The 26,261-nt window shown below is 37.4% G+C and carries 33 protein-coding genes and 1 pseudogene; 19 read left to right on the top strand and 15 right to left on the bottom strand.

All coding sequences use genetic code 11. The features are described from left to right. The 7 genes and pseudogenes from MHN32_RS21920 to MHN32_RS21890 all read left to right on the top strand — a co-directional run. A pseudogene (locus tag MHN32_RS21920) lies at window positions 1-741 on the top strand (hypothetical protein); the annotation flags it as partial. Beyond that, window positions 738-1,388 carry a hypothetical protein gene (locus tag MHN32_RS21915; RefSeq protein WP_239422814.1) on the top strand — a complete coding sequence of 217 codons (651 nt, stop codon included), beginning with the start codon at window positions 738-740 and terminating at the stop codon, window positions 1,386-1,388. The pseudogene MHN32_RS21920 and the gene MHN32_RS21915, both read left to right, overlap by 4 nt. Continuing rightward, window positions 1,376-2,065 carry a TraX family protein gene (locus MHN32_RS21910; protein ID WP_239422813.1) on the top strand — a complete coding sequence of 230 codons (690 nt, stop codon included), beginning with the start codon at window positions 1,376-1,378 and terminating at the stop codon, window positions 2,063-2,065. The genes MHN32_RS21915 and MHN32_RS21910 overlap by 13 nt, the downstream gene beginning before the upstream one ends. A gap of 15 nt (window positions 2,066-2,080) precedes the next feature. Continuing rightward, complete coding sequence (locus MHN32_RS21905; protein WP_239422812.1) at window positions 2,081-2,437, top strand: hypothetical protein; 357 nt, start codon at window positions 2,081-2,083, stop codon at window positions 2,435-2,437. Between the two features lie 110 nt (window positions 2,438-2,547). Next, window positions 2,548-2,964, top strand: a complete 417-nt coding sequence (locus tag MHN32_RS21900; protein ID WP_239422811.1) for a DUF2726 domain-containing protein — start codon at window positions 2,548-2,550, stop codon at window positions 2,962-2,964. Window positions 2,965-3,085: 121 nt separating this feature from the next. Continuing rightward, window positions 3,086-3,361: a helix-turn-helix transcriptional regulator gene (locus MHN32_RS21895; RefSeq protein ID WP_239422810.1), complete on the top strand. Its 276-nt coding sequence runs from the start codon at window positions 3,086-3,088 to the stop codon at window positions 3,359-3,361. 504 nt (window positions 3,362-3,865) lie between these two features. After that, window positions 3,866-4,015: a hypothetical protein gene (locus tag MHN32_RS21890; protein ID WP_239422809.1), complete on the top strand. Its 150-nt coding sequence runs from the start codon at window positions 3,866-3,868 to the stop codon at window positions 4,013-4,015. A gap of 41 nt (window positions 4,016-4,056) precedes the next feature. Here MHN32_RS21890 and MHN32_RS21885 read toward each other — a convergent pair whose 3' ends face one another. From MHN32_RS21885 to MHN32_RS21875, 3 genes are all read right to left on the bottom strand, one after another. Beyond that, window positions 4,057-4,284 carry a hypothetical protein gene (locus MHN32_RS21885; protein ID WP_239422808.1) on the bottom strand — a complete coding sequence of 76 codons (228 nt, stop codon included), beginning with the start codon at window positions 4,282-4,284 and terminating at the stop codon, window positions 4,057-4,059. 268 nt (window positions 4,285-4,552) lie between these two features. After that, window positions 4,553-4,750, bottom strand: a complete 198-nt coding sequence (locus MHN32_RS21880) for a hypothetical protein (RefSeq protein ID WP_239422807.1) — start codon at window positions 4,748-4,750, stop codon at window positions 4,553-4,555. A 3-nt stretch (window positions 4,751-4,753) separates the two neighbouring features. Continuing rightward, window positions 4,754-4,969: a hypothetical protein gene (locus MHN32_RS21875; RefSeq protein ID WP_239422806.1), complete on the bottom strand. Its 216-nt coding sequence runs from the start codon at window positions 4,967-4,969 to the stop codon at window positions 4,754-4,756. Between the two features lie 183 nt (window positions 4,970-5,152). On the opposite strand from MHN32_RS21875, the gene MHN32_RS21870 reads away from it, so the two are divergent. The 7 genes from MHN32_RS21870 to MHN32_RS21840 all read left to right on the top strand — a co-directional run bounded on the left by MHN32_RS21870 (window position 5,153) and on the right by MHN32_RS21840 (window position 7,939). Continuing rightward, entirely contained in the window at window positions 5,153-5,407 is a 255-nt protein-coding gene (locus MHN32_RS21870; RefSeq protein ID WP_239422805.1) for a hypothetical protein, read from the top strand. 17 nt (window positions 5,408-5,424) lie between these two features. Further along, complete coding sequence (locus tag MHN32_RS21865) at window positions 5,425-5,652, top strand: hypothetical protein (RefSeq protein ID WP_239422804.1); 228 nt, start codon at window positions 5,425-5,427, stop codon at window positions 5,650-5,652. 30 nt (window positions 5,653-5,682) lie between these two features. Continuing rightward, window positions 5,683-5,844 (top strand): hypothetical protein, encoded by a 162-nt coding sequence (locus tag MHN32_RS21860; protein ID WP_168756775.1) that lies wholly within the window; start codon window positions 5,683-5,685, stop codon window positions 5,842-5,844. 24 nt (window positions 5,845-5,868) lie between these two features. After that, the gene (locus tag MHN32_RS21855) at window positions 5,869-6,468 is read left to right on the top strand and encodes a hypothetical protein (protein WP_239422803.1); all 600 of its coding nucleotides are present in this window, start codon (window positions 5,869-5,871) and stop codon (window positions 6,466-6,468) included. Between the two features lie 25 nt (window positions 6,469-6,493). After that, entirely contained in the window at window positions 6,494-6,853 is a 360-nt protein-coding gene (locus MHN32_RS21850; RefSeq protein WP_239422802.1) for a hypothetical protein, read from the top strand. A 130-nt stretch (window positions 6,854-6,983) separates the two neighbouring features. Continuing rightward, entirely contained in the window at window positions 6,984-7,298 is a 315-nt protein-coding gene (locus tag MHN32_RS21845) for a hypothetical protein (protein WP_239422801.1), read from the top strand. A gap of 14 nt (window positions 7,299-7,312) precedes the next feature. Next, the gene (locus MHN32_RS21840) at window positions 7,313-7,939 is read left to right on the top strand and encodes a hypothetical protein (RefSeq protein WP_239422800.1); all 627 of its coding nucleotides are present in this window, start codon (window positions 7,313-7,315) and stop codon (window positions 7,937-7,939) included. Between the two features lie 176 nt (window positions 7,940-8,115). Here MHN32_RS21840 and MHN32_RS21835 read toward each other — a convergent pair whose 3' ends face one another. From MHN32_RS21835 to MHN32_RS21805, 7 genes are read right to left on the bottom strand one after another with little or no spacing between them, the layout of a single operon-like run. Further along, the gene (locus tag MHN32_RS21835) at window positions 8,116-11,997 is read right to left on the bottom strand and encodes a zincin-like metallopeptidase domain-containing protein (RefSeq protein ID WP_239422799.1); all 3,882 of its coding nucleotides are present in this window, start codon (window positions 11,995-11,997) and stop codon (window positions 8,116-8,118) included. A 5-nt stretch (window positions 11,998-12,002) separates the two neighbouring features. Beyond that, complete coding sequence (locus MHN32_RS21830) at window positions 12,003-12,170, bottom strand: hypothetical protein (protein ID WP_239422798.1); 168 nt, start codon at window positions 12,168-12,170, stop codon at window positions 12,003-12,005. Next, window positions 12,167-14,362: a DNA topoisomerase 3 gene (locus MHN32_RS21825; protein WP_239422797.1), complete on the bottom strand. Its 2,196-nt coding sequence runs from the start codon at window positions 14,360-14,362 to the stop codon at window positions 12,167-12,169. The genes MHN32_RS21830 and MHN32_RS21825 overlap by 4 nt, the downstream gene beginning before the upstream one ends. Then, window positions 14,359-14,949, bottom strand: a complete 591-nt coding sequence (gene traF, locus MHN32_RS21820; protein WP_239422796.1) for a conjugative transfer signal peptidase TraF — start codon at window positions 14,947-14,949, stop codon at window positions 14,359-14,361. The genes MHN32_RS21825 and traF overlap by 4 nt, the downstream gene beginning before the upstream one ends. Beyond that, on the bottom strand, window positions 14,946-16,817 hold the full coding sequence (locus MHN32_RS21815) for a type IV secretory system conjugative DNA transfer family protein (protein WP_239422795.1): 1,872 nt from the start codon (window positions 16,815-16,817) through the stop codon (window positions 14,946-14,948). The genes traF and MHN32_RS21815 overlap by 4 nt, the downstream gene beginning before the upstream one ends. Next, a complete protein-coding gene (gene traI, locus MHN32_RS21810; RefSeq protein WP_239422794.1) occupies window positions 16,814-18,982 on the bottom strand; it encodes a TraI/MobA(P) family conjugative relaxase in 2,169 nt (722 codons plus the stop codon). The genes MHN32_RS21815 and traI overlap by 4 nt, the downstream gene beginning before the upstream one ends. Before the next feature lie 22 nt (window positions 18,983-19,004). Continuing rightward, on the bottom strand, window positions 19,005-19,352 hold the full coding sequence (locus MHN32_RS21805) for a conjugal transfer protein TraJ (RefSeq protein ID WP_239422793.1): 348 nt from the start codon (window positions 19,350-19,352) through the stop codon (window positions 19,005-19,007). 301 nt (window positions 19,353-19,653) lie between these two features. Here MHN32_RS21805 and MHN32_RS21800 point away from each other — a divergent pair, with 301 nt between their 5' ends. From MHN32_RS21800 to MHN32_RS21790, 3 genes are read left to right on the top strand one after another with little or no spacing between them, the layout of a single operon-like run. Next, the gene (locus MHN32_RS21800) at window positions 19,654-20,004 is read left to right on the top strand and encodes a TraK family protein (RefSeq protein WP_239422792.1); all 351 of its coding nucleotides are present in this window, start codon (window positions 19,654-19,656) and stop codon (window positions 20,002-20,004) included. Then, a complete protein-coding gene (locus MHN32_RS21795; protein WP_239422791.1) occupies window positions 20,004-20,729 on the top strand; it encodes a conjugal transfer protein TraL in 726 nt (241 codons plus the stop codon). The genes MHN32_RS21800 and MHN32_RS21795 overlap by 1 nt, the downstream gene beginning before the upstream one ends. A gap of 2 nt (window positions 20,730-20,731) precedes the next feature. Continuing rightward, window positions 20,732-21,172 carry a hypothetical protein gene (locus MHN32_RS21790; protein ID WP_239422790.1) on the top strand — a complete coding sequence of 147 codons (441 nt, stop codon included), beginning with the start codon at window positions 20,732-20,734 and terminating at the stop codon, window positions 21,170-21,172. 37 nt (window positions 21,173-21,209) lie between these two features. On the opposite strand, the gene MHN32_RS21785 is transcribed toward MHN32_RS21790, so the two are convergent. From MHN32_RS21785 to MHN32_RS21765, 5 genes are all read right to left on the bottom strand, one after another. Next, entirely contained in the window at window positions 21,210-21,542 is a 333-nt protein-coding gene (locus MHN32_RS21785) for a KfrB domain-containing protein (RefSeq protein ID WP_239422789.1), read from the bottom strand. Between the two features lie 176 nt (window positions 21,543-21,718). Further along, complete coding sequence (locus MHN32_RS21780) at window positions 21,719-22,657, bottom strand: ParB/RepB/Spo0J family partition protein (RefSeq protein WP_239422788.1); 939 nt, start codon at window positions 22,655-22,657, stop codon at window positions 21,719-21,721. A gap of 2 nt (window positions 22,658-22,659) precedes the next feature. Then, window positions 22,660-23,412: a ParA family protein gene (locus MHN32_RS21775; protein WP_239422787.1), complete on the bottom strand. Its 753-nt coding sequence runs from the start codon at window positions 23,410-23,412 to the stop codon at window positions 22,660-22,662. Beyond that, window positions 23,369-23,719: a TrfB-related DNA-binding protein gene (locus MHN32_RS21770; protein WP_239422786.1), complete on the bottom strand. Its 351-nt coding sequence runs from the start codon at window positions 23,717-23,719 to the stop codon at window positions 23,369-23,371. Before MHN32_RS21770 ends, MHN32_RS21775 begins: the two co-directional genes overlap by 44 nt. Window positions 23,720-24,174: 455 nt before the next feature. Then, window positions 24,175-24,570 carry an antirestriction protein gene (locus tag MHN32_RS21765; protein WP_239422785.1) on the bottom strand — a complete coding sequence of 132 codons (396 nt, stop codon included), beginning with the start codon at window positions 24,568-24,570 and terminating at the stop codon, window positions 24,175-24,177. A gap of 816 nt (window positions 24,571-25,386) precedes the next feature. Between MHN32_RS21765 and MHN32_RS21760 the strand changes: the two genes are divergently transcribed. Further along, the gene (locus MHN32_RS21760; protein ID WP_239422784.1) at window positions 25,387-25,692 is read left to right on the top strand and encodes a hypothetical protein; all 306 of its coding nucleotides are present in this window, start codon (window positions 25,387-25,389) and stop codon (window positions 25,690-25,692) included. An 87-nt stretch (window positions 25,693-25,779) separates the two neighbouring features. Further along, entirely contained in the window at window positions 25,780-26,076 is a 297-nt protein-coding gene (locus tag MHN32_RS21755) for a hypothetical protein (protein WP_239422783.1), read from the top strand. Window positions 26,077-26,261: the final 185 nt, after the last annotated feature.

The raw sequence follows: 26,261 nt of genomic DNA, 5'->3' as shown, positions 1-26,261 counted from the left end.
GACACGGGTACTTCAACCGACTCTAGTCATGGCCAATCAGCAGGGTCGGCATCGAGCGACACGGGTACTTCAACCGACTCTAGTCATGGCCAATCAGCAGGATCGGCATCGAGCGACACGGGTACTTCAACCGACTCTAGTCATGGCCAATCAGCAGGGTCGGCATCGAGCGACACGGGTACTTCAACCGACTCTAGTCACGGCCAATCAGCAGGGTCAGCATCGAGCGACACGGGTATGTTAGCTTCAGGAGCAGCTCTGGCCGCAGGTTCAGCAATAGCTCAAAGCGCCGCTTCTAGCCAAGGGGAAAAAGGAGATTCAGGTAGTAATGGCCAAGACGGTAGTAATGGCCAAGACGGTAGCGACGGTAAAGATGCCTTAGATAATCTTGATACTGGTACTACTGAAAATAATGGCGAAACTTCTAACGCTACACAAACAACACAAATGGATGGCACATCAACTGACACTGGCGATAGTAACAAAGCTAAAGCAGATGATCAGAGCGGTATTGTTTCCAGTGTTAGACGGGGCGCTCAATTTGCATCTAGTTTTGCAAGTCATTTAGCAAATGGTGTAGCTAGCTCAATCTCAGAATCGGCATCAAATAGGGTTAACGCCATAAAAGAAAAAATATCCAACACAGCTGGCGGTAAAGTCGCTGCACAGATAAAGAAAGCAACACAGAGTCAAGGTAGTGATGATGTTCAAGACACTACCAATGAGGATAAGGAAAAATGAAACTGAAAATTATCGCGCTTTTTAGCGCGTCTCTTATTTTTAACTCAACACCAACACTGGCACTAAGTAAAGGCCAAGGCCTAGCTTGTGAGGCGATACTCTGCGCGGTAGGAATAGCAATACCTGAAAGTCATAACGAATGCAGAAAAGTGCTAACAGAGTGGAGTATATATTTAGCAACGTTAGGTTTTTTTAGAAGTAAACCAAAATGCCCTAAGAAAGATCCGCAAGACGTTGTCACAGGTTTAGAGTCGATGGAATGCAGCAGTATAAACAATAGCGAATTGCGCAACCTCTGCTACCAGTCAAATCAACCAGAGCAAAATTGTGATAAGTATAGTTATGGCAGTCCTTCATGGCATAGCTGTGAGAAATACCAATGTAAGAACCAAAGCGGATATTACGGTTATTATTGTCCAAAGCCACCCCCTCCGCCGCCAGAGCCATGTGATGAATATCTTGATGGTAGTTTTCAATGGAAAAAGTGCCGCTTAGAGTTATGTGATGAACAGTATCCTTTTGGTTCTCAGCAATGGCTAAATTGTAAAAGTAGGGTATGTGATCCATACGACCCAGATCCGCGAGTTGCTGAACAATGCTTAATAGATCAGTGCAAAGACAGTAATACTAAAGTATGCAATCTTTAAAATTATCTGATGGTCAAATAGAAGCGCTAAAATGGTTAGCGCTTCTATTTATGACACTAGACCATATAAATAAGTATCTACTAAATAGTACTTGGCCAGCAGCTTTCGACATAGGTCGCTTAGCGATGCCAATTTTCGCTATTGTTCTAGGCTATAACTTATCCAGAGAGTCAGTAACACTAGAGAAACATAAAAAGGTTGCTGAAAAGCTATTTATTTTTGGCGTAATATCTACCCCAGTTCACGCATCATTAGGGAATATATATGGACTATGGCCACTTAACATTTTACTCAGTTTATTTTCAGCAGCCATAATTGTTTATTTAGTTAGATCTCAGAAGTACTTCATAGCCATAGTAGGGTTAGTACTAACATCGCTTATTGTAGAGTTTTTTATTTTTCCATCGTTAATAGTGCTGTTTACGTTCTTAGCCTTTAAATACCGATATGTAGGTTTCTCACTATTTGGACTTGCCGCTTCCATCACTGGCCTTGTATTTATAAACAATAATTTTTATGCCCTGTCATCAATAGCTGTTGTTTTTTTAACCTCAAAATTTCAACTTAAGCTACCAAGAGTTAGGTACTTCTTTTACTTTTTTTACCCTGCACATTTATTGGTAATCTACCTAATAAGGTTATCAATGGAATCGCAAGGATATCTTTTTTTTACATAACATAAGGAACAAACCATGAAAAAACTTATAACTATAGTTGCAATGACTATTTTGGCTTCAGGCTGCTCTTCAACAATTTCAGATGTTGGAGCTTACAAAAGCGGAACTGAAATAACACAAGCGCAGCTTGCTGAAGTTGAATTAGGTTCAAAGAAAGAGTTGGTGATAAAACGATTTGGTCAACCACAGCGGAAAACATCAAACAGCGGAACGGATTTCTTTTATTACGACTACCAAAAGATCAGCCATTTTTCAGCAAATGTGTCTGAAACTATCGTTTTTGAGTTCAAAGACGATTTGGTTATTAATAAATATAAAACAGGCTACGGAGGTAAAAGTAATAACCCATTACTAGATGCTGCCAACAATTAATTGATTGCAGAATTGCAAAACCAGGAGCGCCGGAAAGTTAAACTCTGATTGCAAAAGAGACTAACCGGCGCGAGCTCAACGACCAAAAATGATTGCAAGGTGTTCGAACAATGATGAAGGTTACTCTGCTTATTTTAGTTATCATTATTGTAATTTTTCTAGTTTATCGAAGAAAAAAAACACAAAAAAGTATAGACGAATCATTACCGTTTTATTATAAGGAATTAGGGACAAAAATTTTATCTGACACAGAGCACAATTTTTATAAAGTATTAAAGCTGGCCATTGGTGAATATCATATTTTCGCTAAAGTCAGAGAGGCCGACTTAACGGAGGATAGAAGTTCTAAAGAGATACTTGATTTTGTTATCTGTGACAGAGACACAACGGAAGTCATCGGAGTAATAAAGTTGAATAGATCTAATCAAGACAAGAAAGAAAGTTTTCCAACATTCCATTTCAATACAATGCTTCATTACAGCTCCAAAACCATTAAAAAAACCCTCACGCCAATACTAGAAAATTAGCTTGCCTTGTAACAAAGAAGAACAAAATTTACAAATTTATAATAAAATAGTAGCATAGAGGTCTATAACCTAGGTACGTGTTAGATACGTGTTTGTGATATCGTCAACAATGGAATTGGTAATGCGAGCAGAAGATCAAAACGAAAACGAACGGAGAGAACAGACGTCGACAATTAGACATCAGGTTCAGCTTTCGATTAAAGAAATGAGGTTAAGCCTTGGCTTATCACAGAAAGAGTTAGGACAACGTATGAAGCCCACGGTTGATCAATCCACCGTATCAAACTGGGAAAAGGGTAAAAGCGAGGTATCTTTGTCTCAGCTGTATGATATTTTATTGATATGTGGCCAATCATTAAGCAGCTACGTTGGCTTTTTAGAAAAGAAAGAGGATTAAGGGCAATGGAATATATTGCATACATAACACTCCCAACATTTGTAATTGGCCTATTGCTAACGTGGAGTAATGTAAACTCTAGGTGGTTTTTTTCTTCCCTGTTAATTGTCGAACTATTAGATGATCTTATGCTCCCAATAGCAAAAACTTGGACAACCCACTATTACTTATGGGCCGTAATGGTAAACATCATTTTCTTATTGATAGTTTTATTTAGGAAGGTTTGGGCGGCTAAGTTATATTCTTGGACAGGAATTAACTACTTCAAAAAGGCAAGTGGTGAGTACAAGTTCAGCCAGCAAGAAGGGGCGATCTGCTTTTTGTTTATCGTCTCGATGGCAATCAACTTTGTTACATGGATCGAGATTTTGTTATATGTTAACTATATTATAGATACTCCTTACGTTAAGCTTTATCTGCTAGACGCAGGGCAATCGTTTTTGCATATACTCGTTTGCTTAGCAATCATTACATACTTAACAAAAATCCCAAAGAAGGAAAAGGATGAACTATATGAAGGCTCTTGATTCTGAACAAGCTAAAAAAGTTCTTGGTGGTGTAGGCGGTGGAACAGGGGGGGTTGAACTCCCGCCTAGACGTGAAGCTGTAGAGTCAACGTCAATTTATTACAGTGTTGAACCAATAAACGAATAAATAGAAAGCCCCAGTGATGGGGCTCTTACATTTCACATCGACTAAACTTCTTTCTTCAACTTTTTCCTTTCCATCGAAAATAGTTCAAATGATATAGCAGCAACAATTCCCGCAAAAGGTACTATCAATAAACTAGCTAAAATAGGTTTTGGTAAAAGTGTGTCTGGCGCTAAGCCTAACTGATTCATTGTTATCAGACCTCCAGCCGTGATACCAAATGCCAATATAAAAATTACTCCAAATAATAAACTCATATTTTTAAATTTCACAACACGCTACTCCTTCTCTGAAAATCCAACAATGGAATGAAAAACATAAATATTAAGGGGTTCAACGTAAAAAGATACAAAACCCATAAAAACCTAAATTTAGTCAATTTGACCAACTTTTAAGTTAACCAAATCCTCTATAAACAGCTCAGTTAAGTGGTGATTTTGAGCCTTTGGGTAGTCTTTTCGAGCGAAGCAAAAAATGGATGCCACCATAATTTACATTATGTTAAAAAGACTGGTTTTGACTAAAAATATCAAGAAAAAATTAAGTATTTTTATGAAGCAGATTGATCGTGATATCAGTAGAAACAGAACCTTTATCTATACTAATAATCTCAACATCTTCGATATCAAACCTTTTCATAACGTTTAAAATTTGAGATTCCACTTCACTTTTACTATATAAATGTCCATTAATATCCAACTCTTTTACCTGAGCCTTATCACATTTAGAATTCAGCATAACTTACCACTCCTGCGGTTTACTCTTTTTAACTGTAAACTTTCTGATTTTTTGAGACTCACAATATTGCTGTACTTTCTTAACTAACTTTTCGTGTTCACCATCAAGCTTTAAATTGCTGCAATCCACACGAGAAATATACTCTTTTATAGATTCATCCGTTGGTTCTGAAGAGCACGCGGTAACTAACAACATACTTACTACAATAAAATATTTCACTTTTAACTCCTTTCTAAATTTCGATATAACGAAGTTAGTTTGTTATGGTTGTAATGTCAATAAATTTTAGCGGCTAAAATTTTAGATTGTAAAAAACACTAGCAAGTTTAAAAAAACACATATATTGATTGCAAAAAAAATCAAAAAGCGCTAAAGTTTAGCTAAACAAAAAGAGGTGATAGCATGGCTTATACGTTAAGAACGTCAGAAGAAGATGAAAAGATTTTAAAAAAACTAAGAGAAGCAACCGATGAGCAAGTTACAACAAAAGCAATCATCAAAGGTGCGACAATGCTGGCCAATCTTATTGATGAACACAAAAAGACATTAAAGAAGTTAGAAAAGGTTGAAAGTGACTTTGCTAAACTAAAAGAGTTAAGCCACAACTATCTAATGGCCAAAAATCAATTTGAATCTTATTTTAATAACGGAGCTTAATTACAAGGGGTAGCCGCATGAATACTTTTTCATACATCGAAAAACGTCTAATTGAGCTAGGGCAAGAACGAAAAGTAAGGCTTGTTCACGCTTCAAACGATGATGAAGAATTAGTGATTAATTCGTTTTACTCTGGCGCTAAAAATGAACTTGAGTTACTGCGTGATGAACTAATGAATCACGTTACGCCAGTTGATGACGAACTACCTGAGAAACACATTATCAATCACTCAGAAATGAGTTAATCAAACCATTGGAATAACAGCGAGGGATTTATGGAAATTCAAAACGAAAAACAGTACCAAGATGCACTTGAAAAGCGCTCGAATTTACTTGAAGCATATTCGTTTTTGGGTGATGTAAACAGCGAAAGCATCGACCGTCAGATTAGCGAAATTGACGCTCAAATAGAGCGCTACGAAGCTAAAAAGTCATAGTTGGAATAAAGGATTTAAGAAAAAATGAGCCTCGATTTAAGTAACTTACCATTTGAGAATAAACAAACGATGTCAGTTCATAGAGTTTCAGATGCGTACATTGAGTTCTTTGATGAACCTAAATTGAAACTTCATAGATACGGTGAGAAAAATCGTCCGTACTTATCAAATTGGTTTGCTTTAAGTAGTGATTGGTTTCCTGACAACCAATACTTAGTGTTTGATCATAGAGTAGCCATTGATTTAAAAGGTTCACCATTACCATTCAAAAATGAAGACAAACTAACGACTCTTGCTGATTTAATTATTAAGCAACACGGTAGGCTAATAGATTTCATAAAACATGTAGTCGAAACAAAAGCTCTTGATGGAGCTGAGATAGAGGCAGTAAGTCGTTTAAATAATAAAACAGTAATTAGTGATACATGGGCAGCAATGCAGCCAGAATCGCAAGGTATTATTTCTCGCTTCTACCAAACTGAAAACATCGATGAATTTATATGGAGTTGTGAAGGTATGGATAGCAATTTAACTATTGAGCAGTTAAAGGTTCTTTATGAGTGTTTAACAGATGTTTGCCGCACTGAGCGCGACCTGCGAGATACGATACTTAAAGCAAAATAGAATCATTGGAAAAAAGGTAGTTTGAATGTTAGCTGAATTTGGAAAATTACTTAATTTCGTATCTAAAGTAGCTGTTACTTTGCGTATGAACAGTAGTTATTGCTCAGAATCTAAAACAAATGAAATGACAGGGCATAACGTTATGTGGCTTTCAGATATGCTTCATAACTTAAATGGCATTGGACATTCACTTTCTGAGAATGATATTAATCGTTCGTTATCAGAAATAAAAGCTCAGATTAATTACTGGTCACGCCATAAACAAGACATAGAACGAGCTATTGAAAATACACCTTTTCCTAAACTTGTCGATTGGTGTGTAGATGACGGTATTGAAACTTTAAATGCTTTGAAAAACGCCTTAGAAAAAACAGTGAACATATAATATTGGATTAACGGGTCTTTGAATACAGAATATAGGCATGAAAGTCTTATTTCATGTGTCCGTGATATTACTGACCGTATCGAGCGGCGGGAACGAGCCGTAACAGTGAACAGGAACAGGAACAGGAACGATGATTGAACTAGTGTGTATAGCTTTAACTATCTTTTCGGCTGGATTGGCACTGGCGCTTTTTATTAAACATCGCGAAGAAAAAATGCTGATTGACGACTTTTTAAAAATGGACGCTATAAGTCTGAAATACGTGAAGATACTGAGCAAACAACTTCGACTAGAGCCAGAAGAGTATGATCCTGCTGAGATTGCTGTGCTTTATCACATGCAAGCTGGCGAATGGCTCAACATACACACGGACGGGGCAATCACTCGCGGATCAAGAATGAGTTACATTTGCCACCGAATTGGCACTGATGAGCTCGGTATGTAAGGTTTTTAACTGAATTGGAACTAGAGGAGTGTTATATCTTGAGGGGAATTTGCGCTTTCATTCTTATTTCGACATTTTTAATTGTTTTTTCTAGTTTACTAATTGAGGCACCATTAATTAGTAAAGATAAAAGTGGAAAATACGTGAACTGTAATGAATTAAAGCTAGCCACAGAAAGTGGACATACAGATTTTGTTAGTTACTATTTACCGATGGCTTTTGAATTCGGGCCAAAAACAGAGACGGTTTTCCACTATGAACAAAAAACTGGTTATTCATTCAAATCTTGTAGAGCTGAAATAGACACTGAAAGAGATGAATGGTGTAAAAAAGAGCTATCAGCCATAAATGAAGAAAGTGTCACCCATGTATCCTCGTTTATTAAAAAGCATTGTGGATTTGTACAAAATGATTGGGCTAAATCCTTTGATAGCCAACGGTTTGATACTAAAAAATCCATGATTAAAGCCGGTAGCAAGTGGATTCGAGTTGAAAAAATTGAGCTATGGGAACCTAGAGTAGCTTTCAATGGATTGTTTGAGCTTTGTTTTAGTTATGATTATGTAGCGCACTGCAAATATATTAAAGACGAGAAAGATGGGGTGTTTAGGTGGATCGTATTTGAAAATAACAACAAGTGACTTTATACGCCAAAAAGTAAGTAGTACTACATTAGGAAAGTTCTGATTGCATTCTGACAAACCAGGATTGGCTGGCCAGCTGGTTTTTGATTGCAAAAACGTCGACCGGCACGCCATCGAGTAAATCAATTTGATTGCACTCTTAAAAGTAAAAGCCCTATACAAGGGCTTTTCTCTTACCTTCCTACAGAGCGTTTATAACCCTGTTCTTTTGATACCTTTTCAGCATCTAAGGAGTGTTCTCTGTCTTTCTTTTTCTGGGCTTCTTGTTGTAAAACACTACCTACAACACCTTGAATTTGGCGCTCTAGTCCAGATTTACCTAACGAACTTTTCATTTTTAAATCATTAAAGTCAGTTAGACCACTTTCAGCTTCATGAGGTGCAAAAACAGGAAAAAATGCCTTGCCGTTAACGGCTTCAGCCGCTTCTTTTGCCTTTTCTTTACCTACGTTCTTGAACGGATGCACCGTTTCATTTTTCCTATCATCATCACCACCTATTAATATAGGTTTGTCTGGGTATCGATCACGCATAACTTTTGCAACCGTTAATAAGTTACCACTGTCAAACGCTACAACTGTAGGAAGCTTAGCAGCTGACGAAACATCTTTACCCGTAGCATACCCTTCACTAATAATGATGACAGGAGCGCGATCTAACTCTTCCATACCGCCAATAACAAAAAAGTTACCACTCTTTTTTGCATCAGTAGCAAATCGCTTTTGGCCATGCGGTTGTATCGCTTGTAATGACCATAAACGGTTATTTTTATCATGCGCGGGCAATAACAATTCACCTGTAACAAATACATGTTTATCAGGGTTATCCTCTCGCAACTGTTTAAACTCTTTATAATCGGCTGCTACTTTTATAGGGTAATCTTCAGGCAAATCGGATGCACTGGGGACAACTTTTAAACCTACTCCATCCACACCTTTTTTACTTAAATATGTTTCATTACCATTAGTAACAGGACACATTACGTAAAAGTCAGTCAGGAGATCAGAATTAGCTTCATATAACTTATTCTTAGCTTCTAGCCTTTCTTGCTTTTTCTTCGCTGACTCTGCTTTTAGTACTGATTTCTCTTCGTCGGTTAATGTTTCAGCGTTAGACTTCCATTTTACTTCAACACCAGTCCTATTGTTCATCATGTAGCCAGCAGGACGCCCGTCCAAATGGCCTATATAAAACCCTGATTTCTCACCTTTTTTATCACCATCAACCTCAATTCGATGCCCTTCACCGTCCATCATTGGATGATCATCTGATATAACAGCTCCGATTGTATCTGTTAATGCTTTAGCAAACTCTTGTTCTGGCGTCATTCTTGGCGACTGCTGGTTAGGTACATTTTCGGGCAGGTATTGTTTTAACTTAGAAATATCAGATTTATTATCAGCGTACCAACTGGCGTTCACACTATCCCATTTAGCACCAGCTTTTTTAGCTATTTCTTTTTCCTTAAATGGCACAGCTAAATAAATTCGCTCATTATTAACTTGGCTGTTGGCAAGCTGACTAACAAGTCCTTCAGGCTTATTAGTTTGGCTGTTGGCAAGCTGACTAACGAGTCCTTTAGGCTTATTAGTTTGGCTGTTGGCAAGCTGACTAACGAGTCCTTCAGGCTTCAGCCACTTTTCAAAAGGGCCTTTATCCATAGTTTCCCTAATATACCAAGAGCGCCGTTCCCTATCCCACTTAGCACCAAGTTCCTTTGCTTCTTGTTTTTCTTTAAATGGCACATTTAGGAAAACTTTATTAGGAGCGTTACTAAGTCGCTCTGTAGATACTCGTTGAAAATCTTGCTGTTTATGTTCGTCAGATTTCATCGTGGGTATACCCTTATATATATCAGACTGTTTTTTTATAGCAGCCAGAATAGATGCGTAATAATTGGCCTCATCCTTCATTGAGTGGATTGAATATACAGTGCTTATAGCATCATGCTGTTTGGCAGTTACTTTATATAAACCATCATCTTCCTTAACTGCAACTTCACCAGTCCACTTTTCAACATCTATCGGAGGTAAACCAAACTTAGCCGCTTCCTCATTCCAATCTTCTTTTGTATAAAAGCCATTTTCAACATCAATCATTGCGTTTGAAAGTTTTGTGATTGTATTTATTACTTCATGGGCTTGGGCTCTTTTTAGGTTTTCACAGAGTTTTTGACCGTCATGTGTATATACATCACTCGTTGTATAGTTAGGAATAATTTTAGGCTCTAGTTCGTTTTGCTTATCCCAATATTTTTTGGCATCAGCTTTCAGCAGCCCTTTTACATATTCAACCGACGTTTTTCTTTCTGGCTCTCCATCTTGGGTGGTAATAATTAAACCGTCATCATGAAGCAAAGATGAGAAATTTGTATCAATATTCCTTCGATGATAGTTTAATTTAAAATCCTCATTGTCTTGTTGAAGAATAACAGAGTAACCTAGGATATCAGCAGCTCGCTGTATAGCTTCATAGGTTTCAAAAGCTTGTTCGCTCTTTTCTTTAAGCTGTTCCTCTACGTCTTTTTGTATTTGCTTATTCTCTAAACCTAATACAAAACTAACGGTTTTTTCAGCATTTGCAGCAGCTCTAAAAATTTCAAATGGATCATCTTTCAGGGCTTTAATCCATGAGCCTACATAAGCAGCATGTTGCTCAGTATCATGGCCTATATTTAGCTCTTCACCCATTATCATGGATGATATTTCAGCAACAAGTTCCTCTTTGGCGTAACCTTCAGAACCAAAAGGGTTACTCAAATCTCTATTTAGTCTAGATGGGTGGCCTGTCCAATGGCCTAGCTCATGTAACGCTGTTGCGTAGTAGTTTCCTGCATTCTCAAATTGCTCTTTTGGCGGCAGGTGTATGGTATCTGTTGAAGGCCTATAGAAAGCTTTATCAGCTTGATCAAGCCTTATTCTAGCACCACTCCGCTTCAAAATTTGCTCAGCCCGTTCATTCCCATCCCATGTATATTGCTTTACAGCCCTCTCTGGCATGTTATCTATTTGTTCAGCATTAAACACATTCGCATAAAAGACTTTTGGCCGTTCTAACTTTACAAACTCCTTAATTGGCTCTTGTGTTTTAGGGTCTAAAAGTGTTTTACCTTTACTGTCTTTTTTAATTCGCTCCTCAGTGAACTTCCAATATTGTATTGATGTACTTTTTTCACCCTGCCGTACTTGAGCGCCTAAGCTTTTTGCTTGCTTGTATGTTAGCCAACGAGGATCTTCATAACCTTGGGCCATTAAATGTACTGTATTAATACCTTTATAACGTTTGTCTGAAATCGGATTGTAAGGCATCATTCCATGCCCTTCTTTCCAAGGCTTTTGCCAAGGGGCTGTTCCTTGTTCAAGTTGCTTAATTAGGTTTTCAGCTACAACTTCGTGAAATGGCTTTCTCTGCTTCATATCCGAATCTTTTCTAAACTGGGCTTGATCGTTTGAAGGAAATGTTTGTAGCTCCCTTTGTCCAGACTTAATACCTTTAGCTATGGCTTTAGCTTCCGTTCTTAACTCAGACATAGTTAATGAACGTTTTGATAACCCACATTTACGTAGAGTTTTTTGGAAAGTTGCACGTACAGAATCCCAAGCTGAAGAGATAAATGAACGTTCTTCCTCAGCAACAAATGCAAAAACTTCTTCAGCTCTTTCAAGAGGGCTTTTACTACCGTAAAAATTATTAACGTTATCCCAAATATGTTTTAGAGATTTTTCTTCTTGCGTCTCCAAAACCGAAGTGAGCAAATCCATTTTTTCATCTGGCTTAAAAGTGTTGAGTCCGTAATGTCCGAGGAGTTCGTGCCTGATGGTTCTTTTTGCTGCTTCTTCGTTATCCAGATTGGAAGTGATAAGGGTGATGAATCTTGATGCGGGGTGGTACGCTCCTTCGATTGTGACACCTGATTTTTCTTTTGAGTTTGCTTCGCCATAAATTTGCTCCTGTTTCTCTTTAATAAATGGAAGTACATCGAAATTACCGTTAAAGTCAGCAATAAAATCATCAAACAGTTTTTGAACTTGAGGTACTGATAATCCTTTCTGCATAAAATCTACTCCTCATTATCCATAGCGCTTTCACTAGCAACATCAATATTTATGGCGTCTTCTTCAAACGCCCCCATAAGTTCAGCTACATCAGGATCAAACTCTACGGGTACACCATTAAGTTCTGTAACATCAGATTTAGCCGCTAAAATTTCTGAAATTAATTTGTTCATTTGACCTCCGTAATTTTCGGTTTAGAGTAATTTGGTTTGCCCCTTAAATCAGGATAGCTTTGGCTACATTCAGGATAGTTTTCACACCCCCAAAAAAATTTCTTTTTGAATGAGCGGCGGATCAGATAACCTTGGCAACTTGTACATTTATGAATTTTTGATGGTGAGGCTGCGGTATGAACACTCCGTTGCTGTGGTTGGCCATTAACATCAGGCAATGCTGTCTTACAGCCATCTTCGTAGCCACTACACCCCCAAAAAGCCCCGTTTTTTCCTTTTAATCTTCGAAGTGGTTTTTTGCATTGAGGACAGGGATATATTTTGATATTTAGCCCTGATATGCCATTTTTTATTACATCGGCAATTTGGCCACTGATAAAGTCATTTAACGAGTGTATGAACTCCATACAAGTCATATTACCCGCTTCTATTTCCTTTTGTTGTTCGTGCCAGATAGCGGTCATATCTGGATATTTTGCAATATCTGGTAGTAATGAATAGAACTCTCTGGCTGTTGGTGTGCTAACGATGCTTTTCCCTTGCTCAATAATAAAACCTCGCTCGAAGAGGTTGGTTATAATAGTGTCCCGTGTTGCAGATGTTCCTATTCCACCATGTTCGCCGTTATTGCCTTTATCACGCTCTATTAAAGATGCTTTTAAATCTGGATCTCTAATGTACTTTGCAACTCTAGTTAAATCGTTTAATAAGGTGGCAATCGTATATCGAGCAGGAGGCTTTGTTTCTTTATTTTCAGTGACTGCATTAGTACAGACCCCCATAGAGTCTTGAGATAATGAAGAAAGAGCTATTGCAATGGCATCTCCCGTAGTTTCAACTTCTTCATTACCTTGATCGTTTTTATATAAAACTTTCCAGCCTAGCGATTTTCCTACTTTAGAAGTTGCTACGAACGACCTTTGTAAACACTCAATTACTACGTCAGTCTGCTCAAATTCATACGGTGGGTAAAATTGGGCTATATAAGCTCTAGCTAATAGCATGTATATTTTCTGCTCATTTTGCGTTAGAGCGTTAAGATCAGCGACGGTCATTGTAGGTATAATTGCATGATGGGCTGTCACTTTACTTGTATTAAATGCTTTGCTTTTTAACTGCAAGTTAGCAGCGCCAACAGCTCTTGATAATGCGGGAATGGTTTGCGATACAGCATGTAAAACTTCATTAGCTTCTGCATGGTGCTCTTCACTTAAGTATTGGCAATCTGATCTGTTGTAAGTAATCAACTTATGCTTTTCACGCAATGTTTGAGTTATGTCTTTTACTTGATCAGGCTTTAGTCCAAACTTTCTAGAAGCATCTGATTGAAGCTTTAATAAGTTATAAGGTAGAGGCGGAGATTCTGTTTTGTTTACAGTCTTTACTGAAGTGACTTTAGCTTCTTGTTGTTTCAAATTACTAGTTAAAGTTTCAGCAAATTTTGAATCGGTGATTCTGTTTTTATCATCAGTTGGGTCACTTTCAATTACCGCTAATTTAGATGAAAATTCAATGTCACCAAATTTAAATTGTGCTGTTACATTGTAGTAAAAGCTTTTAGAGTGTGATTCATGCTCTAAATCTCTTCTTACAATTAACCCAAGAACTGGCGTTTGCACACGGCCAACAGAAAGGACTCCTTGATAACCAGCTTTATTTGCAGTGATGGTATAGGCTCGCGTGAGATTATAGCCATAAAGCTGATCACCAACACTTCTTGCTTCAGCAGCTTCAGACAACCCTTTAAATTCAGTATTGTCACGTAAATTTGCAAGCGCCTTTTTTACTGGGCCTAAATTATTGTCGTTAATCAGAACTCTTGCAACAGGCTTGTTATAGCTTACGAACTTGAGAATTTCATCAACTAATAGCTGGCCCTCAGAATCCGTATCGCCTGCATTGACACAGGATGTTGACTTGTCTAGTAAAGATTTAATAACGTCGAACTGCTCTTTTTTATCTGGTGTAACTTTTAACTCCCACGGAATAAATGAAAAAGGCAAGTCTTCCATTGACCATTTACTAAACCGTTCATCATATTCTTCAGGGTCTTTTAGTGAAAGCATGTGACCAAAACACCATGTCACGACATCATCACCACAAACTATATAACCAGCTTTATTTTGTCCTCCACCTAACCCGTCAACAATAGCTCTAGCTAATTCAGGTTTTTCAGCTATAAATAATCTCATAATAAGCCCCTTGGTTTTTCTGGTGGTAAAGATGGGCCTCCATTTCTACCCATGAACTGAATGTTTGGAGAAGCAATAAATGTGAACAATGGCTCAACAACTGACGTGATATGTTTTGTGCTAATAACGCCAAAATAACGACCATCAAATGAGGTAGGATTAAATGTGGACATTAATAGGACTTCATCTTTTAGTAAGGTGTATTTGTGTGCTGTATAAATAGATAGGCCATCAACATTTAGTGGCTTTGAATTTTTTAATAAGTGTCCATTTACTCTAAGGCCGTATGGAGTTGTTTCAATTGTGTCACCGGTTGTAGCTACAATTGCTTTCATTAACTGACCATAACCATGCTCACAGAACCCTGTGGCAACTAATCTATGGGTGTATGCAAATCGAATAACGGCTGAATCAGGTGGGCAGAAATTAACTAAATCTCCCTTTTTTGGTGTGCTAGAAGAGACAATGTATAAACCTGTAGGATAACTCTCTGTGTAATTCACTCTAATCCCTGCGGAAAAAGAAAGTAGCAGTAAGGTAAAGACTGTTATTAGAACTACACTCGCAACTTTAGTTAGTTTAGTCATAGTTCAATCTCCACAGCCTCTTGGTGTACAGTACCTCTCAATACATCTGGTAGCTTAGGAGCTGGAACTTTTGATCTAGCTAAAAAAGCTTTATCTTTAAAGTACAATACTTGTTTTCCGTATATAGCAGGATAACCAGCTACATAAATAACCATATCGCCAGCTTCAACAATTAAACCTTTATTGTCTTTCTTTGGCCCAGGCATACGAAGACATTCATCGTCCGTTAGTAATGGCCTCGAAGTTTCATTAATAGATTTAGTAATGTTGTTTTGAAAACCACTTAGTCGTTTGCCACTTATTGTAAAGGCATCTTTTAAAACAGTTGTTTGCCCTGTTAACTTTGATAAATGTGCGGCGGTTTCTGGACGGTTCGGTGGGTAGGCATTTTGGACGTGACAATTCGATGTTATTGTTTCGTCTCTACCATACCCCATCTCTCGTGACTTAAGTTGGTTTATATCTTGGCAAATCAAATAGCATTTAATACCGTAACCAGCTAGGAAAGCTAAGCTTTCTTGTAGAATCTCTAGCTTGCCTAAACTAGGAAATTCATCAAACATAGCCAACAACTTGTGTTTATAATTCGCTTTTGGTTGACCGTTCTCAAAAGTCATTTTTCCTGCCAACAAGCGTATTGTCATGTTTATAAATACCCTAACTAAAGGCCGCAACCGTGCTTTATCTGATGGTTGGGTTACAACATATAAGCTAACGGGATTATCGTGATTCATTAGATCATGAATTTTAAAATCACATCGAGACGTATTTTTAGCAACGATGGGATCACGATAAAGAGATAAGTAAGACTTAGCTGTTGATAGTACAGATCCTGCTTCTTCTTCAGGCCTATCAATCATATCTCGTCCTGATTGACCTACTAACGGATGGTTTTCTTCGTTTACATGTTCGTAAGTTGTCATTTCAACCCAAAGGTCATCAACCCCCCTATTAGGATCTGATAACGTCTTATCAACCATGTTTAAAGTGGCTTCTCCCCCCTCGTTCTTTGCTTTATAAATAACGTGTAAAATAAGACCAACTAATAAGGCTTGTGATGTTTTTTGCCAATGGTCATTTAAACCTTTGCCGTCAGGATCAACTATAAGAGTGGCTAGATTTTGTACATCACCAACCTCATATTCTGTGCCGATACGAATTTCCTCTAATGGATTCCACGCAACAGATGCGGTCATTGAGGCTGGTTCAAACTTTAATACTTTATTTTTGGCATACTGCTGACGCCAACCCGCTGTTAACTCCCACAACTCTCCCTTTAAATCAGTTATTAATGCGCTCTTTAACCAACTAAGTAGAGTAGGTAAAACAAGTCCGATCCCCTTACCAGAGCGAGTTGGGGCATACGTCAATACGTGTTCAGGGCCAGAGTGCCTTAAATATTGAACGACCCCTTTTTTATCTAACCACCCACCAACAAAAACCCCACCCTCAGACTCAAGCAATCCAGCCTCTTTTATATCAGACTTATCAGCCCATCTAGCACTACCATGCAAATACTCTGATGGGCGTATGTCATTACTAGATATAAGTTTTAGCATAGCTACAGCAACAAGAAATAAACCTGATACTATTGCGCCAATACTTCCTGACAATAAAAAAGCATCTGTATGGTCGTGGTAAAATTGGTTTAACCAAAAAGGGAATGCCCAAGGTGGGTATACGCCACCATAGTTAACACCAAGCAGTGAGTTATAATTGAATGAATGGGCAAAGTGTTGGGTTGTTACGACATACCCTAAAATTAGTGCTATAAATGCCATTATAGAGTAACGCCGATGGCGTTTTGGTTTATTGCCGTTAAGCTCTCTTACTTGAGGGCCTACAGCGTTATTTCGTTTTTTGTTCATCGCTTAATACCTTTAGATGTATAAATAACGTTATTAGAGATGGAAATTTCACTTCCTAATTTCAGCCTCCTCAAACGACCAACTTCCTTTTTACTAACAGGTTTAACATAAATGTAGTCCTCTCCTTTTTGCTTAATTAACAGCAAACTTTCTGAGTCAACATTTCTGATGCCTGAAAAAATCAATGTCCCTTTTACATCTTCAGTATATCGTTGATGTAACGGTATATCGAATAATTTTTTTCTTTTTTCGTTTCTTTCACTGATATAGATATCAGCAGGATCTAGTCTTCGTCTTGCCCTAGAAACAACCCGTCGCACATCGTGAGCTGTGTTGGTTCTTCGTTCTTCCAAATGAACGCTTTCATTACCAGACAAAAGCATTTCAGGTCGTCTTCCGATGCTAACCACATTGAGTTTGGACACTGTTGGCAGACCGTGTAATGTTGGGGCCGCCGTGATTTGTCGATGTAATTTAGAGTGTCTGAAGTTGTTAACTCTTGGATCTCTAACGGAGTGTCTAGCGGCATTTCCGTTGAGGTGCTTTTTATTTCTGCCGTCTCTTGTTCCTGTTGATTGTCTAGTTCTTCCAATATTTGCTCTAGCTCTATTTCCTGCTCTCTCATTTGATTGACCTCGTATTTCCTCGATTAAATTATTCATTATTTCATCGTTAAAATTGACGGTAATACTTTTTAAAGCAACAACTTTTGCTACCTGCCTTTTAAAACCATCACCACCGTTTATATCTAAGTTGTTACCATATTTCTTAATGGCAATACGCAATGCTGCTTCGACTCCATTCAAGTCTTTATGTGCTTGTACATACACACCGCTTTCATTTTCCCGAATGATAGCTTTGGCAACACTATAAACCAGCGTGCCTCCTTTGGTTACGGCATTAATAAATTTAGGAACTATAGTTTGTGATTCTTTTTTTCCCGATGAAAAACAAGGCACTGACTTAGAATAATTACGCTTGCTCTTTCTTACATACTGCAACGCTTCCAATGCTCTTAAATCTCCTTCCTTTGATTTTTTCACCAACCAATCTTTCCAAGTAATAGTTTTCCTTTTGGTGTACACATTACGAAGTTTTCTATTATGTTCCTTATTTAATTGCTCAATATCATCCCGTAATTTTTTATTGATCTGCTTAACAGCAAAGCTCCGTAAAACTCCCCTATCAGCCAGTTTCAATAATTGCCGTTTAAGTTTTGCTGAGTTTTTTAACTCCGCGATTCTCTTAACCTTTAACGTATTGAGATAATCAATTTCGCTTAGTTTTAATTTACCTTCTTGCTCTCTTTCACGTTGATATTCTTCATAAAGTAGCTGCTCACGCTTTCGCTTCGACACTGTTCGAGGAACATATTCAGATAATTCGCCTTGTTTTATTTTACTATTCTCGAACTGACCAAATCGCTCCTCCAGTTTAGATTTGGAAAACTCTCTAGATACGTTACTTGCTTTAACAGTTATAGAATCATCCGAATTAGAAAAGACTAATCCATTAGCTTTAGGTTTTATTTTTAAACCGTGTGAAGCTAGATACTTATGTAGCTCTCCCCATGAATGTACAGATTCAATTTCGGATGATAATGATTTAATGTAAGACAACATGCTTTCCATGCCAGACATACGTTCCATATCGGAAGCTTTACTTGCTCCTAGTGATTTGGTGTGCTTATGGTTGTCTTTTTCCAGACCATGTTTATCTTCTAATTCGGCACAAGTAATATCTCTAATATAGTGATCTCTATATGGCTCATGCAGGGTTAGTTTTTCAGGATGGATTTTATTAATAGCAATATGAATATGAAGATTTTCAGTATCGCGATGTATTACACTAACCCTCTGATGCTCTTCAAAACCAAGGGCTTTACACATAACATCTTCAACATCTTCTAAAACATCTAATGGTGGGTTTTCACCATCTCTGAATGAGATAATTAAATGGTATGTTTTATCTGATATAGCTCGTGTATTTTGATGCTGAGTTGATTCAATTTCTAATGATGCCCACTCTATAGATTCAGAATGGCAGTTAGTAATTCTTATCTCACCTAACCGTTCTACTTTTCCCTGAGAATCTGTTAGATACCCTACTAAGTTTTTAAAACTACTTTTCCTAGGGTTCATCATTGGGACTTTTTTGCTGATCATATTAATCTCAAAATTTTAGCGGCTAAAGTTTTGAAACTTTGTCGTATAGAACTTCTTGAATTGAATAAATCTTCTGTAATAGTTCTTCAATTGTTTTAGGAAGTTTGTCTTTATCATACATAGATAGCTTTTCGTCGTTTGTTAGCCACAATTTTAATAACCCCCCTAATCGTCCTTGATCTGCGTTTAACTTGGCCAAATCAGCAACCGCTTGGTGATCAAGGGTTGTAGTGATCGGATAACCTAAACCGATACGCTTTAGGTATGCTGACGCACTTAAATTATGTGCTTTAGCTCTGTTAGTTATATCCAGTTTCTCATCAGCGCTGACATAAACATTTATAGGGGTCTCCCCTGCTCTTCTTGGCACTCATTACCTCCTTAGGCGGTAGCCGTTGCTTCGCAGAACAGGACTCGTTGAGCGCTTGCGCGAATAAGAATTCGTAAAGTACAAACCGCGCAGCGGTACATGTACTTTACCTGTCCTGCCCTTAAAAAAACTTTTATAACACCATAAATAAAGTTTACTTTAGCATTAGAGCTGGCTTTATGTATAGATGATATATCGAATAAAGCTTGTAATTTACTCTAAACTAACTAGAATCAAAAAAAATGCGGTATAACGTAAAGGTTATGTAAGGCTATATATAAAGGTTATCTAAAGGAAAGGTGTGAAAAAGCTCACAGAACGAATTGCTGAACGAATTAAGAAGCAAAAGCCAAGTGCCAAAGCACTTAATAAAGCGAAGCTACTTAGTTTGAAGCCAGATATTAAGGAGGCATTGGCAGATGGTTGGTCTAAAGCTCAGATCTGGGGAACGTTACATGATGAGGGGAAGATTGAAGTGACATATCAATCTTTTTGCGCTCAAGTAAAGAAGTATATTGAGCAGCCAGACGCGATGATAAGCAAGCCAAAGACTACGAGCCCAATAGCCTCTAATGAAGTAACAAAACACGTAGTTAAAAAACCCGCAGGGTTTGAATTTAGTGCAGAAGCGAAAAAAGAGGATTTATTATAATGGCAAAGATACACATGATACTTCAAGGTAAGGGTGGGGTTGGCAAATCCCTATGTTGTTCTCTATTAGCTCAATACACTCAGAGTCTTAACGTTCCAGCCTTATGTATTGACACAGATCCAGTCAATGCAACATTCACAGGGTATAGTAAGCTTGATGTAAAAAAATTAGATATCATGGAGGGAGACGAAATTAACCCTCGCAATTTCGATCTACTAATTGAGTGGATAGCTCAAACTGACAAAGAGAACGTTGTTATTGACAATGGAGCTAGCACATTTGTCCCTCTCGCACATTATATGTTAAGTAATGAAATTCCCGAGTTACTAGCCTCAATGGGACACGAACTAATTATTCATACTGTTGTAACTGGCGGTCAGGCCCTAGTAGATACTATTAATGGTTTTGCCCATGTAACGAGGCAATTTTCATTATCAAAAGTTGTAGTATGGCTAAACTGCTACTGGGGAGAAATTGAATACGAAGGTAGGGGGTTTGAAGAACTGAAAGCATATAAAAATAATAAGGATAATGTTTTTGCCATCATCAATATTCCGCAATTTAAGAAAGAGACTTTTGGACAAGACCTATCTGATGTGTTGTCTGATAGATTAACATTCGACGAAGCGATCAACACTGATGGACTTTCTATAATGTCAAAGCAAAGGCTTAAAATAATTAAAAGCCAACTCTACGAAAATATTAAGTTATCGGGGGTAATTTAATTATGCTCTCAAAAGATAAAATGTTATTAGCTATAGCCAAAGAAAACGGGATCAGACTCAATGATAACGATCCGATTATGGCATTAGTTACGATGTTGATAATATTCCAAGAGCAGCAAGAAATTGCTCAAGCTGAGTTATTACAGCAGTATCATAGCGAACTTTCTGAGTTAAGTAATAAATGGGAGGCTGATGCTAACAGTAAGGCCAAGCAAATAATAGACTCATCAATCAAAGCTGGTACAAAGACAATCACAAATGCTATTGAGTCAAGCACAACGGCAAATAAAGCGGCAATGAAGGACGTCATCGAACAAACATTAGAAACCTACCGCGAAACTATAGATAAAGGTAGAAACCAAAATAATACTGTAGCTATAGCAAATATAGTAAGCTCTCTAATGCTTACTATATCAGTGCTTGCTTTTTTACTATTTCAGTAGCGCTTTAACTAATAGGATTTTAGCGGCTAAAATCCTATTAACCTCTCATTTGTTCCATATAACCAACTTCATTACAAAGCCCTTGAGAAATGGTCACGGTATCTCCTGTAGATACAGATTGGCCAAGAGTTTCTTTATCGTGTCGAACAAACTTATTATCAATTTGTTGATAAACATACAATTCATCTACGTGAACGACTCGGCCATGATAGACTTCCGTAGGTTCTGCTTCAATACAGTTAAACAGGTTATAAACACCACATTTTAGAGGTGTCGAACGTTCTACACCATCTACCTGCCAAGAATCATTGTTTTGGCTTTCTAAAAGCTTTTGGCCATTCATAACTAAAAGACGGATTTTTTTATTCATATCAACCCCGCTCAAACCATTAAAGTAAGTTTACTCTTTAAGTGATAAAAATCACGTTATGGCATGAAAAATATCATATATGAAAAATTTCATAAAGAGATTTGACGAGTTTAGCTATTAAATATAAAAAAGGCCGCTTTTGCGACCTATGAAGTGGGTGGGAACACTAACGTAGTTTAACCTTCAATCAACTCTAAAATCTTAAGAGTGCTAAGCTCTACCTCAATTTCAGCTCCATCATCTTCAAATTTGATGTGCGCGACTCCTTTAAGGCTTGGCCGCTTGTTGAGTATCAACCTTGCTTCACGGCCTTGATACTCAACCAACACAATAGCCTTTTTGATTTTTGTTGGATCTGTTGGTTTCTCAGTGGTACTTTCTCCTGCTTCAGAACTAGAACTATCGTCATCAATTAGCTCGTCATCTGATAACGAACCACCATTAGAAGATTTTTTCTTATCATCTATGAATGATTTTAATGTAGAGACAGAATTTCGAGTAATATCTTGCTCTTCGTCAGCTAACCAACTATCTACTGCGGCTGAATTTTTTTTGTGCATTGATGCTAGATTATTAATAACAGTAACATCAGCACAGCGGCCATCATCAAACGCAGACTGTATAGACTCAGGCAATGATAAAAGCGCGGCGTGTTGTGACACAAAGGCAGCGCTTTTATTTATCTTTCTAGCTATCTCACCTTTCTTTTCACCCTGTTCTAGCTTGCGTTGTATAAATCTGGCTATATCGCGGGGCGACACAGTTTCTTGAAGAAGGTTTTCTTTTAATTGATCATAGTCTTCAAAATCGTTATCAATCCACGCAGGTATTGTTTCCTTACCAGCTATTATGGATGCCGCTTTTCTACGGTGTCCATAATTCAAAATATATCGACCTTCTTCCGTAGGATGCTGACGAACAGCCACAGGCGTTTTAACACCGCGAGCTTTAATATCTTCAGCAAGTTCAGCAAGAGCCTCATCACTGATATCTTCTCTATTATTAGGATCATCATCAATTAACGATATTTGTAAAATTAAAGGTTTACCACTTTCCTCTCTTTTATCAGTATTACTTAACAAAGATGATACAGAACCTAGCTTATTCAATGACATAATCAACTCTCTATATTTTCAATTACATAAGCCGCGAAAGCTTTCATTTCTTTTCCAGCAGCTCTTGCTGATGTTTTTTTAACTTTCCATACTGGAATACCATAATGTAGAGCATCACCAATGGACGTTCTTTCAGAAATAACCAAAGGTGCTATTAAATCAGGGTAGGCCTTAGCCAGCTCATTATGATTAGCAACTTGCCTTGGATTTCTGGAGTTGATTTTTGAAGGAATCACCCCTAAAAAGTTAAGCTTTGGATTTGCTTTTTGCACATTTCGAATTGTCGTCAACATTAAATCTAAGCCATTAATACCGAAAACTTCCATATCTAAAGGGGTGTAGGTAATATCCGATACATATAAGGCAGAAGTCATTTTAACACCTAGTGAAGGGGCTGTATCTATAAGTAGTATGTCTACCACGGAGGTTAACTTACTTACATTTTTCGCGAAAGTTTCCCCGACTTCACTTACTTTTTCAGCCTCGACATCAATTAGATCAGGTGTTGATTTAAACAGGATTATTTCACCAGACTTTACATTTAAATTATCAACAGTGAGGTTAGCATCAAAGAAAAATGATGAGGCATTAACTGCTGATGCAAACTTTTGAAGAGAATATGACGCATTAGCTTGCGGATCGACATCTATAACACCAACTCTATAACCGTTTTCACTTAATGAAAAAGCTAAATGGAAAATGGTATTAGTTTTACCGACTCCGCCCTTTTGTTGTGCTGCTGCTATTATTTTCACTCTGAATTTCCTTAATTTTGTTGCTTGCTTTTTCCTCCCATAACCTAACTTGGTACGCTTGATGCTCTGGTAGGATAGCGGTTACTCGTTCAAAGCCCGAAGGTATTAAGGTCAGGCCCATGTCTTTTTTAACTCTAGCGATAGCTTGTGTAACAGCACCCTTTGTTACTTCGAATTTTTCGGCTATATCTTTATTAGCAACGCCTAAAACCAAACCACTATACGCTATATCTAACGTTTTTTCACTTAAGCTAGATTTACTACGATAGTTTAAAAAATCAGCTTCACTTATTTTTAGTTTTGACATAAATAAACACCCGTCACCTCCACACCTAAATTTCTTTCACGGGTAGTTGCAGCCACCCAACCAACACCTAAAGTTTAGCTAAACAAAAGGTAAAGCACAAGTATTTTAGATATATTAAGTAAAAATTTTAGCGGCTAAAGTTTTTAGGTCTTAGACTTCGAACCCATACATTAAGAATAGTAAGGAGTAGAAATACACCAATAGAGTAATAAAAACTAGATTCACTACCAGTGAACAAAGCATGAACAATAAAGCAAAAAGTAAGAAATGACAGAACTGCCTTTACTAAAGGATATGTTAAAACTGATAAATACCAGATAAAACTTAAAAAACCTTTTACCAATAAAGATAAAATTCTCATATAATAATCCTTTAGTTAGTTAGTTTCACACCTACTGCTAACAAAGCATTCAGTTGCAGCTGGATGATTCAAGCCCTAGCTTGCTAGGGCTTTACTAATCTATAGCATATCTAACAGTATCAGCTATAGTAGTTCTCTTTGAAAATTCAATAATACTTTCATACAAATCCAAAAGCCGTTCTGATTGTGTTTGATACATGAGTTCAACTAAAGCATACAAACAAACTATTATCCCTGTAGTTTTCCTACAAACGCGCTGAGAAAAAAAGTTACCTGAAATGCTAATATCAAAATACTCTTGGGTTGTAGGTGCTATAAAAAACCCACCATTAAAACTATAAAACTCCCACTGAGTCCAACTAGAGGCCAACCGATGCATCCATTTATCAACCAAATGACGAAGAGTGTCTAAATGATCTTTAGATATATACTTAGCTGTTACATCTTCCACCTCTTCATTAAGCACCAATGCTAATTCACTTGATATCATATTCCCTCCTTAACTCTTGACATTTTTTGTTTATAAATTCACATAAATACTGTTCTTCAGGGGGTTGGCTGGACAGCTCTTGAGCTATGCAGTAACAAAATCGAAGTTGCAAATTCTTATTTAAATCATTTACAAGGTTAAATAAAATATTAGCGGCTTTGAAAGACCTCTTTATTTTTAATGATTCATCTTCTCCACAGGAAACCAAAGAGCCGAGGTAGTACCTAGTAAAATGAAAATCTAATTCATGTTTAGTCATCCCAGTCATTGAGCGGCCCTCAATAAGTATCTATCGAAAACACAAGCAAACGCAGCCTTAAACTCATGAGCATCTACATGTACATTTTGCCTAGATTCAACAATGTCAAAATATAGATGGGCACAATCTCGACATATATCAGAAATAGAACGTGATACGTAAGCATTCCTAGCGCACTCAGCTTCCAATTCAGATGCAACTAAAAACGAATAATTCCATATCAAATCATAAAAATTTGATACATCGCCACACTTAACTTTCTTGGAAAGTTTTTTTCGAAACTCAACTACTTTACAAAAGTAGTAAAAGTACAAATTCAATTTATCCACGTTTGGAATAGACATAAAACAGCCTCCTTTTTATTCAGTATATCGAACAAAAGGCAAATAACAAACATTTCCTTAACAAAAAATAAATTTCCACCAAAAGAGAGAAAAAACTTGAAGGGCTACAATGTAGCCCTACAATAATTAAAAGGCTACAATGTAGCCCTTCAATTAGATAACTTAAATCAACAGCTCTCTACGACATCCAGCTAATAAAATAACGAGGCTACTATGAAATCAAACGTATCAGTGATCACACAAAGCGTTAAACAATCAGACGGGCAGTTTACTCAATTCATCCACAGTGTTTGGACTGAAGGTAATGGCATGACGGCCAAAGAAAACGCCAGAAAGGAATTGAAGCGCTTAAAAGCTGCATATCAAAAAGATGATGAACATCTAACGAACTGGAGAGCTGTTACTCCCATTGGCCAGATTGATGATTTATCAATCCAGCATTTAGCTGAAGGTTCAAATTGGTGGGATTGTAGGACATTCTACAAAATTGTAGATAAAGAGCTGAATAAACCAAATTAGCAAATAGGTGCATAACAGGGCTACGACCCCCTGTTATGCAGTGCTATACCTAACGAGACTAAAAAAGGTAAGCAACTGGAATATAACATGGATAAAATAACGAACGAAGAATTTAAACAGCAAATAGAACGTTGGCAAGCGCAGATAGCTCTAGCAGGTATTAGGTTACCTAACGGAGAAGCGTTACCAGATAAGTTTTTTCACTTATTTCTTGGGGTAGGTTACTCAACATTTAAAAAAATGATTAGTGGTAAAGAGTCTATTAGAGAGATCCAACCATACACGGCTAGAACAATTAGATTTTTAAATAAGCTGGATGATCAGGTCTTTCTTAGTGAAATACGCTTATGTATTCCACATTACATAAATAAATATCAAGATTAATAAGTGCAATCAAATTGATTTACTCGATGGCGTGCCGGTCGACGTTTTTGCAATCAAAAATCAGCTGGCCAGCCAATCCTGGTTTATCAGAATGCAATCAGAACTTTCCTAATGTAGTACTACTTACTTTTTGGCGTATAAAGTCACTTGTTGTTATTTTCAAATACGATCCACCTAAACACCCC

Source organism: Pseudoalteromonas sp. Of11M-6 (assembly GCF_022347905.1).
Taxonomy (GTDB): domain Bacteria; phylum Pseudomonadota; class Gammaproteobacteria; order Enterobacterales; family Alteromonadaceae; genus Pseudoalteromonas.
Note: the sequence above shows the minus strand (reverse complement) of the source record. Positions and strands in the feature narration are given on the sequence as shown.